This window comes from Streptomyces sp. TAA486 (genome assembly GCF_000426165.1).
Genome location: NZ_AUEV01000001.1, coordinates 83562 through 96545, shown reverse-complemented (window position 1 = coordinate 96545; position 12984 = coordinate 83562). Strand labels below are relative to the sequence as shown.

Below are 12984 nucleotides of genomic sequence, written 5' to 3'. Positions count from 1 at the left end.
CTTGGGCTCGGTGCGCACCTTCAGGTGACCCGGCGGGTGACCGGTTCCGGAGGGCCGTGGGGCCGGCCGTCAGACCTGTTCGAACCGCCAGCGGTGCACGGGACGGGCCGTCAACTGCTCGGGAGGGTCCGGGAGTTCGGGGAGCTTCGCGGACAACTCGGCGGACCACCAGGTGATGACCAGGACGCGGTCCCCGGGTGCCCGGAAGGTCTCCCGGCGCTGCGGGGAGGCGTCCAGCTCCTGGGCACGGGCCCAGGAAAGCAGTTCACCGCCGCGGCCCTCGGGCGCCTTCGCCTCCCACATCAGGGCGACGGTCATGAGTAGAGGTTCTCCCGGCTCAACTCGTGCACGTGGTCGTGGGCGTGCGTGTGTCCCTGGCCCGGCACGTGCGGTTCGGTGACGGGCAGCGAGGAGTCCGCGGGAAGGTCCCAGTCGGAGGCGGCACGGCGGCGCGCGACCATCTCGGCGCCGAGAGCGGCGACCATGGCCCCGTTGTCCGTGCACAGCTTGGGACGGGGCACGCGCAGCTCGATGCCCGCGTCGGCGCAGCGCTCCTCGGCCATGGCGCGCAGCCGCGAGTTGGCCGCGACGCCGCCGCCGATCATCAGATGGGAGACGCCCTCGTCCTTGCAGGCACGGATGGCCTTTCGCGTCAGGACATCGGTGACCGCCTCCTGGAACGACGCGCTCACATCGCGTACGGGGACTTCCTCACCCGCGTTGCGCTTGGCCTCGATCCACCGGGCGACGGCCGTCTTGAGTCCCGAGAAGGAGAAGTCGTAGGGGGCGTCGCGGGGACCCGTCAGACCGCGCGGGAAGGCGATCGCCTCGGGGTTCCCCTCACGGGCGTACCGGTCGATGACAGGGCCGCCCGGGAAGCCGAGGTTGAGCACCCGCGCCACCTTGTCGAAGGCCTCTCCCGCCGCGTCGTCGATGGTCGAGCCGAGGGGGCGCACGTCTGCCGTGATGTCTGGGGCGAGCAGCAGCGAGGAGTGACCGCCGGAGACGAGCAGGGCCATGGTCGGCTCGGGAAGCGCGCCGTGTTCGAGCTGGTCGACGCAGATGTGGGACGCGAGGTGGTTGACCCCGTAGAGCGGCTTGCCCAGCGCGTACGCGTAGGCCTTCGCGGCGCTGACACCGACGAGGAGCGCGCCCGCGAGCCCAGGGCCGGCGGTGACCGCGACGGCGTCGAGGTCGGAGGCCGCGACGCCCGCGTCGCGCAGGGCGCGTTCGATGGTGGGGACCATCGCCTCCAGATGGGCGCGGCTGGCGACCTCGGGCACGACGCCGCCGAAGCGTGCGTGCTCGTCGACGCTGGAGGCGATGGCGTCGGCGAGCAGCGTGTGGCCGCGGACGATGCCGACGCCGGTCTCGTCGCAGGAGGTCTCGATGCCGAGGACGAGGGGTTCGTCAGCCATGAGTCTTCGTTCCTTGGGAGTTCGTCGAGGGGGCGGGGGTCTCCAGGCGCATGACGAGGGCGTCCACGTTGCCGGGCTGGTAGTAGCCGCGACGGAGCCCGATCCGGGTGAAGCCGAAGCGCTCGTAGAGACGTTGTGCGGGTGCGTTGTCCACGCGGACCTCCAGCAGCACCTCGTGGCAGGAGAACCCGGCGGCCGCGGCGAGGAGTTCGCCCAGCAGGCGGGCACCGAGGCCGGTGCCGCGGTGGGAGGGGAGCACTCCGATCGTCTGGATGTCGCCGGTGCCGCCGACGGCGGCGAGGCCGCCGTAGCCGACGAGCGTGCGGCCGGTGCCGATACCCAGGTCGCCCGCGCCCGGGGCACCGGTCGCCGCATGCCCGGCGTCCTGTTCCTCGGCCACGAGATAGCGGCGGGTGGCTGCGGAGCCGCGGGCGTGCGCGAGCTCCGACCAGAACAGGCCGGCCGACCATGCGTCTTCGGGAAAGAGGATCCGTTCGAGTTCCAGCACGCGATCGATGTCCCACCAGCGCATCTCGCGGAGGACCACATCGGCGCTGCCCCCGCTGCGGTGCTCGGCGGCGGTCCGGGTCACTTCGGCGTGACCACCTTGTAGTTGGCGGGAACGCGGGCGTCGGGGCGGCGCAGGTACAGCGGCCGCGGCGGCGGGAACTCCTCGCCCTTGGAGAGCTTCTCAGCAGCGAGGCAGGCGATTGCCGCCGCCGACTGGTCGAGGGGAAGGTCCGTGCGCAGACCTGTGAAGATCTCCTCGTAGAGCCGCGCCCCGGCACCGACGGCGGGCATCGCGGTGACCTCGGAGGGCAGCTCGCCCGGACGGTCCACGGCCGGGTCGCCGATGCGGGTGCGGGCATCGGAGTACCGCGCCCAGTAGACCTCCTTGCGGCGGGCGTCCGTCGCCACGACGAAGGGGACCTCCAGCCCGGAGGCGTACGCGATGCCGTCGAGAGTGCACATTCCGAGCACCGGAACGCCGAGTGCGGCGCCGAAGGACTCGGCAGTCGCCAGCCCGACCCGCAGCCCGGTGTACGGGCCAGGACCCGTACCGACGACGACGCGGTCGACGTCCTGCAGTGGGCGGCCGGCCTCGCGCAGCACCCGGTCGACCGAGGGCAGCAGCAGCTCGCCGTGGCGGCGGGCGTCGGTCTGGTCGGAAGCCGCGAGGAGGCGGTCACCGTCGGTGTCGTACAGCGCGACAGTGACGGCCGGCGTGGCGGTGTCAAGAGCTAGCAGCAGCACGGTAGCCAGCCTACGGCGAACGGGGAGCGGCCGGTCCCGGGGTCCCGTACGGGACGCTTTCGGGTGACTCACCACACGCGAGGCGCCCCGACGGATGTCTCAGCGTTGCCCGCCGGGACCCTGACGCGCCTTCTCCACTCCGCCGAAGGGCATGTCCGAGCCCGTCAGCTGCGCGCGTATCCCGTCCTTCTCCACGGAGATCCCGCGCAGCCGCACATCGCCCGGCACCTCCGGCAGCCGCACCGACAGCGACAGCTTCTCCGCGAGCTTCGGCTCCTCGATCTTCCTCAGGCTCCCGACGAGGCCCGGGTCGATGCCGATCCGCTGCAGGAGGGAGGGGTGCTCGACGAGGACGTCCAGCATGTTGACCTTCATCAGCCTGTCGACGAAGCGCGGAGCACCGGTCGTGCGGCGCAGCTCCGTCTCGCTCTGCCGTACCTGTGCCGCGCGCTGCGGGGTCAGCCCGAACCGTTCGGCGACCGAGCCCACACGGAAGAGTGCCTTCGCCTCCGCCGCGTTTCGCTTGATGCGCTCGGCGACGGGACGGGCGAGCCGCAGGCCGCCGTCCTTGCCCGGCGTGTACGAGAACAGTCCGGGGACCTTCAGCCGCATGCGGTCGACGGTCGTGCCCACCCCGTGGTCACCGGTGCGCCGCAGATGGGCGCGGGCCCCCACCTCGACCCGTTTGCCCGCCACCGGCAGCTCGCCGTGCGCGAGTACGGTGTCGCGGGAGCCGGCGGTGAAGTCCACCTGGGAGGTGCCCAGTTCGCGGTCCAGGTCGTCGAAGTCGAGCAGTACGTCGCCCTTCATCCGGCCCAGCACGGCGCCCTTGATGGAGGACGGGGCGCCGCCCACGATCCGTACGTCGTCGACGGAACCCTTCACCTGCGCGACGGATATCCGCCCGGCGGGCATGTCCGGGACGGCGATGTCGACGTGGTCGAGCCGCTCCTCGGAGAGCTGCGTCAGGAAGGGGAAGCCGCGGATGTGCACCTCCGGTTCCGCATGCAGCTTGAGCGCGCTCTGCACCTTCGCGGCGGCCTGGTTCTCGGCGTAGAGCGCCGCCCAGCGGTCGCCGACGACGAGGAAGGCGAGCAGGACGACGACGGCGACGGTCGTCCTGACCGCCCTGCCCATGAGCGAGCGGCGGCGTCTGCGCACCGCCCGCAGATAGGGCATCCGGTCCTCGGGGCCCTCGTACCCGGAGCGCAGCGAGAATCCGCCGAGGATGCCCTGAGGCTCCGAGAACTGCCGGCCGGGCCTCTCCTCGTACGCGTCACCCACGTCGCCGCGGAAGTCGTCGTACGGGCTGCCGTAGAGGCCGGAGCCGGCCGGGGCCTGTCCGTCGGGACCCGGAGCGGGATCTGCCGCAAGCGCGTCGTACGGGCTGGGTCCGTACGGAGCCCCGGGAGGCGCGTCAGGCGACGCCAGCTGCTCGTAAGGATTCGGTGCCGTCCTTGTCCACGGCGTGGAACTTGTCGGGGATCCGTGCGCGCTCATCGGATCATGCGACCACAGGGCCTTCGCGATCTCCAACTCGCCCCCGTGGAAGCAGATACGGCTCCCGTGCGCCCGGCGCCCAGGTCGGGGGCGTGCCCTCTGCTGCTACCGTCGTCGCTGCGAATGCGGACTGAGAGGTGGCGGCACACGGTGGCACGTGGCAGCAGCGCGGGAGCGGTCGTGGCCGCGCTTACGGCGGCGGCCCTCGCCGTCATCGGCTTCTTCACATATCAGGCGAGCGCCGCTCAGGACCGCGACAAGGCCGGCTCCTCCGACTCCCGCGGCGGTTCCGGGGGCCTGTCGGAGCGCGAGCAGAAGGAGCGGGAGACCAACCTTCCCGCCTTCTCCGGCGCGGGCGAGCGGGTCGTGTACGACCTGGACCGCAACCGGGTCTGGCTGATGGGCCGGAACCAGGAGGTGAAGCGCACCTTCCGCGTGGCGCCCAGCTCAGTCGACCCGAAGCCGGGAACGTACAAGGTCGAATCCCGCGCCCCGCACGTGACCGGCTCGGACGGAGTGCCGGTGGAGAACGTGGTGCGCTTCGCGACCAGCCAGGGCACGACCATAGGGTTCAGCGCGGCGCTCGACGGGTCGCTGCCGGACGCCGACCCTGTGGAGCCGACCGGAGGGATCCGGGAGCGCCGGGCGGACGGTGAGGCCATGTGGCTGTTCGCCACCATCGGCACGAAGGTCGTGGTGGTCCGCTAGCCAGGCGCTCTCACGGGAGCGTCACCGGCGGGGCGCGCGAGCCCTGACCGGACGGACGGCCGCACTGTCTTTGGAGCCTGTGCCGGCTGTCAGGCGGCGTCCTGGCCGGGGTGCGACCTGGGGGACCTGGGGCTCCCCGCCACCGCGGCGGATCCCTCGTCGCCGTCCGACGTCGGCCGCTTCCCGCGCTCCGCCTGCTCGTCCGCGTCCGACGGGGGTGTCGAGACCGCGTCCGCGGCCGCGCAGGACGCGAGCAGCGCACTCATCGAAACGCCTGTCTCCTCCGGAGCCGACGGCAGCGCGCCGGGCTTCCGCGCTCGGTCTTCGGCGGGCATGGGGTCCTCCCGTGGCTCCTGGGCGGGCGGGTCAAGTGAGGCAGACCTAACCCCGCTCTCCCGACCATCTGACCATGCCCGACACCGCGGGTGCAACATCTTGCCGACAACCTGTCGGCACATGCACCCGCACGGTCTGCCTGCCGGAACGTCACCCGAGAACGGACAGATCCACCCCTCGCCAGCGCTCGCCGACACCGGTGACGGTCACGGTCCGCTCGTCGTCCGCCGCGTTCTCGGCGACGGACTCCTCCGCGCCGCTGTTGGCCGTGGCGTCCGTGTGTGCGCCGGTCCTGCGCCCGATCAGCACGTGCAGCCGATCCTCGGAGAGCTCCTCGACCCGTCCCTCGCCCCACTCCACGATCACGACCGATTCGGGCAGCGAGACATCCAGGTCGAGGTCGTCCATCCCCTCCAGGCCGTGCCCGCCCAGCCGGTACGCGTCCACGTGCACGAGCGGCGGCCCGTCGCCGAGCGGAGGATGCACGCGCGCGATGACGAAGGTGGGCGACGTGACGGAGCCTCGCACTCCGAGCGCGGCACCGAGACCGCGCGCGAGCGTCGTCTTGCCCGCGCCCAGCTCGCCCGTGAGCAGTACGAGGTCACCGGGGCCGAGCAGCCCTGCGATGCGCCGCCCCACCTCCTGCATCCGCTCGGGCGTCGGTACGAGGGCGGTGTGCTGGACGGCGAGCGGCTCGGCCGCCGCCGGGGACTGTGGTGCTTCCATGCGTCCGGATGGTACGCGCGGCGGGCGGTGCCCTGTGCCGCGCTTCCTCCGGGATCCCGTGCGCGACGCCGCGCTCAGCTGCCGGTCACGGCGCGGGTGATCAGCTGTGCCAGGGCCTCGTTGACCTCGTGCGGGCGCTCCAGCATCGACAGATGGCCGGTCTTCTCGAGGATCTGCAGCCGGGCCGAGGGCAGCGCCGCCGCGATGGCTTCGCTGTGCGCGTACGGCGTGAGGAGGTCACGCTCCCCCGCGAGGACGAGCGCGGAACACCCGTCGAACGCCGCGAGCGCCTCCGTCTTCTCGTGCGCCTCGAACGCCGGGTAGAACTCCGCGACGACATCGATCGGCACCGACTCGATCAGGCGCTCCGCGAAGCGTGCCACCCCCGGGTCGACGTTCCGCACGTCCCCGAACGAGTAGCGCTTGACCAGCCCCGCGAAGAGGTCCGCGGTCGCCCGCCGGCCGCGCTCGACCAGCGCGCTCTGCGCGACCATCGCCTTGAGCACTCCCGGCACCACCCGCCGGACCGCCTTCACGCCCACGGTCGGGAGCGGTAGTCCGTACGTCACCTCGCCGAGGCCGCCCGCGCTGGTGTCGATCAGGGCGACGCCGGTGACGCGCTCGGCGACGAACTCCGGGTACTGGTCGGCGAGCGCCATCACCGTCATGCCGCCCATCGAGTGGCCGACGAGGACGATCGGCCCCTCCGGGACGGCCTCGTCGAGCACCGCTTTGAGGTCGCGGCCCAGCTTGTCGATCGTCACGGGCTCGCCGGCGGGTGCACGGCCGGAACGGCCGTGGCTGCGCTGGTCCCAGTAGACGGTGCGCACGGCGCCGCGCAGGGCGGCCCGCTGGAAGTGCCAGACGTCCTGGCTGAGGCAGTAGCCATGGGTGAAGACGACGGTCGGCGGTGCGGGCGGAGTCTTCCGTGACGGCCCACCTGCCGCGTCCGCCGGCTCCGAGCGCCGTCTGAGCATTCGCATCAGGCGGCTCCGGTGAGGGGTCGGCGGGCCCCCGGGGCGCACGTCGCCGTTGCCTGCCCCCGCCTCGATGCGCACCGGGTCCACCGTCGGGCCACCGACACCGTCGCCGGCGGCCGCGGCAGCAGCGGTACGGGCGGCCGCGGGCTCCGGGGCGGCCGCCGCGCGCCGGCTGTCCGTACGGGCTCCACGGGAACCGCGACCGGAGCCCGCGTCGAGCTCCGGATCGGAGGCGTCCTCGTACAACTCGGGCTCGTCGGTCTCGAAGTACAGCTCCGTGCCGTCTTCCGCGCGGGCCGTGCCCGGGGTGCCGCGCAGCGAGCCGTACGGACCTGCCGCGTCCAGCGCGAGGCGGGCCGTGCGCCGCACCCCGCGGTTGACCGTCAGGCGCTCCACGGCGACACCCGCCGCCACCAGCCCCAGCGTCGCCCCGGCGAACCCGGCCCGCCGGCCCCACGCCCCCCGGCCGCCGCGCGGGACCGCTTGGGCGCCGCGGCCCGCGGCGTCCGCGATCCCCTCGGCCTCCAACACGGTCGTCATCCCGTTCAACCCCCCGTATTCGCCCGTTCGTTCGTATGGATCCGTGATACCCGGGCACTGATACGCGTAACGATCTCGTAGGAGATGGTGCCCGCGGCCCGCGCCCAGTCCTCCGCGGTCGGTTCCCCGTGGTCCCCGGGGCCGAAGAGCACGACGTCGTCGCCCGCGGAGGCCGCGTCGCCGCCGAGGTCGACGACGAACTGGTCCATCGCCACGCGCCCCGCCACCGTCCGCCACTTGCCCGCGGCCAGCACCGGCGCCGTACCGGAGGCGTGCCGAGGCACCCCGTCCGCGTAGCCCAGCGGCACCAGACCGAGGGTGGTCGGACCGGCGGTGCGGTAGGCGTGCCCGTAGCTGACGCCGTGCCCGGCGGGCACGTCCTTGACCAGCGCGAGCGAGGCGCTCAGCGTCATGGCCGGACGCAGCCCCAGCTCCGCCGCCACTCCGACCTCGGGCGACGGCGAGAGCCCGTAGACCGAGACGCCCGGCCGCACGAGGTCGAAGTGGGACTCCGGAAGGGTCAGCGTCGCGGGCGAGTTGGCGTGGTGCCGCACCTCAGGGTCGAGACCCGCGCGTTCTGCCACCGTCAGCGCCGCGCGGAAGGCGTCGAGCTGTGCGGCGTTGGCCGGGTGCCCCGGCTCGTCCGCACAGGCGAAGTGGGACCAGATGCCGGTGACCTTGACGGCGCCCTCGGCCTCGGCGGCACGTACGGCCGCAACGAGGCCCGGCCAATCGGCGGGCTGGCAGCCGCCGCGCCCCAGGCCGGTGTCGGCCTTGAGCTGGACCCGCGCGGTGCGGCCGCTCCTGCGGGCCGCCGCCACGATCTCCTCCAGCGCCCACAGCGCGCTCGCCGAGACGTCGATGTCCGCCTCGATGGCCTCCTGCCACGGCCCGCCCGGCGTCCACAGCCAGCTCATCAGCCGTCCGGTGTCTCCGGCGGCGCGCAGGGCCAGCGCCTCCTGCGGCGTGGCGGTCCCCAGCCAGGACGCGCCCGCCTCGCGCGCCGCGCGGGCGCACGGCACGGCTCCGTGCCCGTACCCGTCCGCCTTCACCACGGCCATCAGTTCCGCGCGCGGTGCGCAGGCGCGCAGCGTACGGACGTTCGCGCGCACGGCGTCGAGGTCGATCTCGGCGCGGGCGCGGCCGAATCCCGCTGCGGGCGGCGCGGGGAAAGTGGTGAGGCTGGAGCGGTCGTTCACGGTGTCAGTGTCTCAGGTGAACGGGTACGGCCTTTCTCCGTACCGTCCGGGTTCCGCACCGCGCCGCCGTACATGCGCGGGAAAACCGCTTGCGGCTGGCGCACAGGTGCGGCGCGAGAGCTGACCGCGCACGTCTGTCTAGCCGGCCGTCGGCCGGCCGTCCCGCAGCAGGTCGCGCCAGGCGGCCGTCAGCGCATCCGCGACGTCGGACGCACCCGCCGGCCGCGGTGCGAACCGGCCCGCCAGCCCGTGCACATACGCCCCGGCGGAGGCCGCGTCCAGTGCGTCCAGGCCCCCGGCCAGCAGCGAACCGATCAGCCCCGAGAGCACATCGCCCGTGCCCGCGGTCGCCAGCCAGCCGCTGCCCGTCGGGTTGACGCGCACGCCGCCGGGGCCGGCGACGACCGTCGTCGACCCCTTCAGCAGCACCGTCGCGCCAGTGCGCTCCGTCAGCTCCCGTACGGCCGCGAGGCGGCGCGCCTCGACCTCGCCGCGCTCCCAGCCGAGCAGCGCGGCGGCCTCACCGGCGTGCGGTGTCAGTACGGTCGGCGCCGTGCGGGCGCGCAGCGCCGACTCGTCCGCGAGCCGCAGCCCGTCGGCGTCGATGAGCACCGGCACCTCGGCGGACAGCACGTCCTCGAGCCGCTCCCGGTCCTCCCCCAGACCCGATCCGACCGCCCACGCCTGCACGCGGCCCGCCTTGCTCGGCGGGCCCGCGGACACCAGCGTCTCCGGGTGCCGTGCGATCACGGCGTCCCCTGCGGGCCCGACGTAGCGCACGGCTCCCGCGCCGCCGCGCAGCGCCCCCGACACGGCCAGCACGGCCGCCCCCGGGTATCGCGCCGACCCGGCGACGATGCCGACCACACCGCGCCGGTACTTGTCGCTCTGGGCCCCGGGGCGGGGCAGCAGCCCGTTCACGTCCGCGTGCTGCAGGGCCTCCGCCGTCGGCCGCCCCTCGAGGAGCGGCCCGAGCCCGATGTCGACCAGTCGCAGCGCCCCCGCGTACTCCCGCGCGGGATCGAGCAGCAGCCCCGGCTTGTACGCGCCGAAGGTCACCGTCGCGTCGGCCCGTACGGCCACGCCCGTCACCTCGCCCGTGTCAGCGTCGACGCCGCTGGGCAGGTCCACGCTCACGACCGGCGAGCGCACCAGTTCCATCAGCTCGACGGCCGCGGGACGCAGCCCGCCCTTGCCTCCGATCCCGACGATGCCGTCCACGACGAGGTCCGCACGTGCGATGACCGGTTCCACCGGCACGGCGGCGCCCTCGACGACGGCTCCCGGGGCGACCTGCACACGCCCGCCGGCCGCGCGCAAGGCCGCGAGGCCGCCCTCGTGCACCCGCTCCGGCGACAGCAGGACGGCGCTCACCCCGGCTCCGCGCCGGGCGAGCCGCGCTCCGGCGAACAGCGCGTCGCCGCCGTTGTCCCCGCTGCCGACGAGGAGCACCACACGGCTGCCGTACGTCCGTCCCAGCATTCCCGTGCACGCCGCCGCGAGCCCGGCCGCGGCGCGCTGCATCAGCACGCCGTCGGGGAGGCGCTCCATCAGCTCCCGCTCGGCCGCCCGTACGGTCTCCACGCTGTAAGCAGTCCTCATGCCACCAGTCTGACGGCGCACCAGCGGTGCGGACCACACGGGATGACGGGCGCGAACCGGGTTCACTGCCGGGGGCGGTCACGCCGCGGAGGTCACCCCTCGGCGATCACCACGGCGGACGCGATGCCCGCGTCGTGCGACAGCGACAGGTGCCATCCCCGCACGCCCAGCGCCTCGGCGCGTGCCGCCACGGTCCCCCGTACCCTCAGCGACGGCTGGCCGGAGTCGGCCTGGACGACCTCGGCGTCGGTCCAGCTCAGACCGCCCGGCGCACCCAGCGCCTTGGCCAGTGCCTCCTTCGCGGCGAAACGGGCGGCGAGTGACGCCACGCCTCGCCTGCCGCCGCCGGGAAGCCACAACTCCGCGTCCACGAAGAGCCGTTCGGCCAGGGTCGGAGTACGTTCCAGAGCCTCGCCGAACCGGTCGACGGCAGCCACGTCGATGCCGACCCCGACGATCACCTGGTACCCCCGACGGTCTCGTCCTCGTCCAGCTGGCCGCGCACGTCCGGCTCGCCTGCGGCAGCCGTGCGCACGTCGTACGGGAGCGGATCCACGGGCACCCCGTCCAGGTCGGTGATCCACGCGCCGTCGGGCCGCACCGTCACCACCCGGCCGTCCCCGACGTCGACCGCTTCCCCTGTGTGCGGCGCGAACGCCGCGGCGTGGGAGGCCAGGAACGTCTCCCCGTCGCCGATGCCCACCGTGAGCGGCAGCCCGCGGCACCCGCCCGTGATCACCTCGGGCTCGTCGGCGTGGACGGCGACCAGCGCGAAGGTTCCGGTGAGCTGCCGGCAGACCTGGCGCATGGCCTCGGCCGGGTCGCCGCTGGAGGAGTAGTACTCGGCGAGGAGGTGGGCCACGGCCTCGGTGTCCGTCTCCGAGACCAACTCGTGGCCGCGGGCGGCGAGTTCGGCCCGCAGCTGCTCGTGACCCGCGATGTCCCCGTTCTGGACGACGGCGACGCGCCCCGAATCGTCCATGTGCGGGTGCGCGTTGACGTCGGTGGGCGGCCCGAGCGTTGCGCGGCGGATGTGCCCGACCCCCGTCGTGGCGGCGGGCAGCGGACGCACCCTCAGCTCTTCGCGCACGTCGCCGAACGTCCCCGCCTTCTTCGCCGCGGCCAGTCCGCCGTCGACGAGCAGAGCGACCCCGGCCGAGTCGTAGTCGGGACGCTCGAGCCGGCGCAGCCCTTCGAGGAGGACGGCAAGGGCGGAACGCCCTCCGGTGTACGCAACGATTCCGCACATGCGAGCACCCTAGAGCGTGGACGCGGCCGGGCGCCGACGGGCGCTCAGTGGCCCCGTGCGATGCGCTCTATGGCGTCCTCGACCAGCTCCAGGTACTCCGCTTCCTCGCACCGCGGCTTGCTGCCGAGGACGTACATGTCGAGGCTCTCGGTCAGATCCTCGGCCAGGTCCTCGTCCGGCAGGTAGTCCAGTGCCAGATCGCCCTGTATGCGGGCCGCGAAGTCCCGGTCCGGATGCGCCTGGGCCAGGGCTGGTCTTCTTCGTATGCGGTGCTTCAGGCTCATGTGGCCGATGCGGAGGGACATGACGGGAAACGTAGCGGCATAAACCCCCGGACGTACACCGTCTGCACATCCTATTTTCACGGAGGGTTCGTGCCGACCCCTCCGACGTCTCCGCTCCGCCCCCCAATCGCTCCCAGGGGGCAGATCCGCCGGGCAGTACACCGGTTTCCGGCCATGAATACGGCGCAGAATGGTCCCCGTGCCGACGAAGCCCTACGTGGATCTCTCACGTACCGAATGGAGCGCGCTGCGCGAACGGACGCCGCTCCCCCTGAACGCCGACGAGGTGGAGGAGCTGCGCGGCCTCGGTGACGTCGTGGACCTCGACGAGGTGCGCGAGGTCTTCCTGCCGCTCTCCCGGCTGCTCAACCTGTACGTGGCCGCCACGCACGGCCTCCGCTCCGCGGTGAACACCTTCCTCGGCGACGCGGACGCGCACCGCGGCACGCCCTTCGTGATCGGCGTCGCGGGCAGCGTCGCCGTCGGCAAGTCCACGGTCTCCCGGCTGCTGCGCGCGCTGCTCGCCCGGTGGCCCGAGCACCCGCATGTCGAACTCGTCACCACCGACGGATTCCTGCTGCCCACCGCCGAGTTGGAGGAGCGCGGCCTGATGTCGCGCAAGGGCTTCCCCGAGTCCTACGACCGCCGGGCACTCACCCGCTTCGTCGCCGACGTCAAGGCCGGCAAGTCCGAGGTGTCGGCGCCCGTCTACTCGCACCTCATCTACGACCGGGTCCCCGGGGAGCGGCTGACCGTACGGAGGCCCGACATACTCATCGTCGAGGGACTGAACGTGCTGCAGCCCCCGCTGCCCGACCGTGACGGCCGCCCCCGGCTCGCCCTCTCCGACCACTTCGACTTCTCGGTCTACGTCGACGCCCGCACGAGCGACATCGAGGAGTGGTACCTGACCCGCTTCCGCGCGCTGCGGGAGACCGCCTTCCAGAACCCCCGCTCCTACTTCCACCGCTACACGCAGGTGACGGAGGAGGAGGCGCTGGCATACGCGCGCGGGACCTGGCGCACCATCAACGAGGTCAATCTGCGGCAGAACATCGCACCCACGCGCGGGCGGGCGACGCTGCAACTCCACAAGGGCGCGGACCACAAGGTCGAGCGGCTCTCACTGCGGAAGCTCTGAGCGGGCCGGCACCGGGGCGGACCTGACCGACCGCCCCCGGGCGCCGT

14 protein-coding genes and 1 pseudogene are annotated in these 12984 nt (G+C 73.2%); 2 read left to right on the top strand and 13 right to left on the bottom strand.

Going from position 1 to position 12984, the window contains the following annotated elements; all coding sequences use genetic code 11:
• Nucleotides 1–69: 69 nt before the first annotated feature.
• From I004_RS0100550 to I004_RS31290, 5 genes are all read right to left on the bottom strand, one after another.
• Nucleotides 70–318: a hypothetical protein gene (locus I004_RS0100550; protein ID WP_028433899.1), complete on the bottom strand. Its 249-nt coding sequence runs from the start codon at nt 316–318 to the stop codon at nt 70–72.
• A complete protein-coding gene (gene tsaD, locus I004_RS0100545) occupies nt 315–1418 on the bottom strand; it encodes a tRNA (adenosine(37)-N6)-threonylcarbamoyltransferase complex transferase subunit TsaD (protein ID WP_028433898.1) in 1104 nt (367 codons plus the stop codon). Before tsaD ends, I004_RS0100550 begins: the two co-directional genes overlap by 4 nt.
• Nucleotides 1411–1950 carry a ribosomal protein S18-alanine N-acetyltransferase gene (gene rimI, locus I004_RS0100540; protein ID WP_078510776.1) on the bottom strand — a complete coding sequence of 180 codons (540 nt, stop codon included), beginning with the start codon at nt 1948–1950 and terminating at the stop codon, nt 1411–1413. Before rimI ends, tsaD begins: the two co-directional genes overlap by 8 nt.
• 56 nt (nt 1951–2006) lie before the next feature.
• Nucleotides 2007–2672 carry a tRNA (adenosine(37)-N6)-threonylcarbamoyltransferase complex dimerization subunit type 1 TsaB gene (tsaB, locus tag I004_RS0100535; protein WP_028433896.1) on the bottom strand — a complete coding sequence of 222 codons (666 nt, stop codon included), beginning with the start codon at nt 2670–2672 and terminating at the stop codon, nt 2007–2009.
• Nucleotides 2673–2771: 99 nt separating this feature from the next.
• Nucleotides 2772–4172, bottom strand: coding sequence for an LmeA family phospholipid-binding protein (locus tag I004_RS31290; protein ID WP_078510775.1), 1401 nt, complete (start codon nt 4170–4172; stop codon nt 2772–2774).
• A gap of 150 nt (nt 4173–4322) precedes the next feature.
• Here I004_RS31290 and I004_RS0100525 point away from each other — a divergent pair, with 150 nt between their 5' ends.
• Nucleotides 4323–4880 (top strand): L,D-transpeptidase, encoded by a 558-nt coding sequence (locus I004_RS0100525; RefSeq protein ID WP_028433895.1) that lies wholly within the window; start codon nt 4323–4325, stop codon nt 4878–4880.
• A gap of 89 nt (nt 4881–4969) precedes the next feature.
• Here the strand turns inward: I004_RS0100525 and I004_RS31285 are convergent, their stop codons facing one another.
• From I004_RS31285 to I004_RS0100485, 8 genes and pseudogenes are all read right to left on the bottom strand, one after another.
• On the bottom strand, nt 4970–5215 hold the full coding sequence (locus I004_RS31285; RefSeq protein WP_037974512.1) for a hypothetical protein: 246 nt from the start codon (nt 5213–5215) through the stop codon (nt 4970–4972).
• 151 nt (nt 5216–5366) lie between these two features.
• Nucleotides 5367–5942, bottom strand: a complete 576-nt coding sequence (gene tsaE, locus I004_RS0100515; RefSeq protein WP_028433894.1) for a tRNA (adenosine(37)-N6)-threonylcarbamoyltransferase complex ATPase subunit type 1 TsaE — start codon at nt 5940–5942, stop codon at nt 5367–5369.
• Between the two features lie 74 nt (nt 5943–6016).
• A complete protein-coding gene (locus I004_RS0100510) occupies nt 6017–7462 on the bottom strand; it encodes an alpha/beta fold hydrolase (protein ID WP_028433893.1) in 1446 nt (481 codons plus the stop codon).
• 5 nt (nt 7463–7467) lie between these two features.
• Complete coding sequence (gene alr / locus I004_RS0100505; protein WP_051344550.1) at nt 7468–8661, bottom strand: alanine racemase; 1194 nt, start codon at nt 8659–8661, stop codon at nt 7468–7470.
• A gap of 138 nt (nt 8662–8799) precedes the next feature.
• Nucleotides 8800–10263 (bottom strand): bifunctional ADP-dependent NAD(P)H-hydrate dehydratase/NAD(P)H-hydrate epimerase, encoded by a 1464-nt coding sequence (locus I004_RS0100500; RefSeq protein ID WP_028433891.1) that lies wholly within the window; start codon nt 10261–10263, stop codon nt 8800–8802.
• Between the two features lie 92 nt (nt 10264–10355).
• Complete coding sequence (locus I004_RS0100495) at nt 10356–10724, bottom strand: holo-ACP synthase (RefSeq protein WP_028433890.1); 369 nt, start codon at nt 10722–10724, stop codon at nt 10356–10358.
• A 71-nt stretch (nt 10725–10795) separates the two neighbouring features.
• Nucleotides 10796–11512: pseudogene (locus I004_RS31280) on the bottom strand (glutamine--fructose-6-phosphate aminotransferase); the annotation flags it as partial.
• Nucleotides 11513–11556: 44 nt separating this feature from the next.
• A complete protein-coding gene (locus I004_RS0100485) occupies nt 11557–11817 on the bottom strand; it encodes a hypothetical protein (protein WP_028433889.1) in 261 nt (86 codons plus the stop codon).
• A gap of 178 nt (nt 11818–11995) precedes the next feature.
• Here I004_RS0100485 and coaA point away from each other — a divergent pair, with 178 nt between their 5' ends.
• The gene (coaA, locus tag I004_RS0100480) at nt 11996–12937 is read left to right on the top strand and encodes a type I pantothenate kinase (protein WP_028433888.1); all 942 of its coding nucleotides are present in this window, start codon (nt 11996–11998) and stop codon (nt 12935–12937) included.
• Nucleotides 12938–12984: the final 47 nt, after the last annotated feature.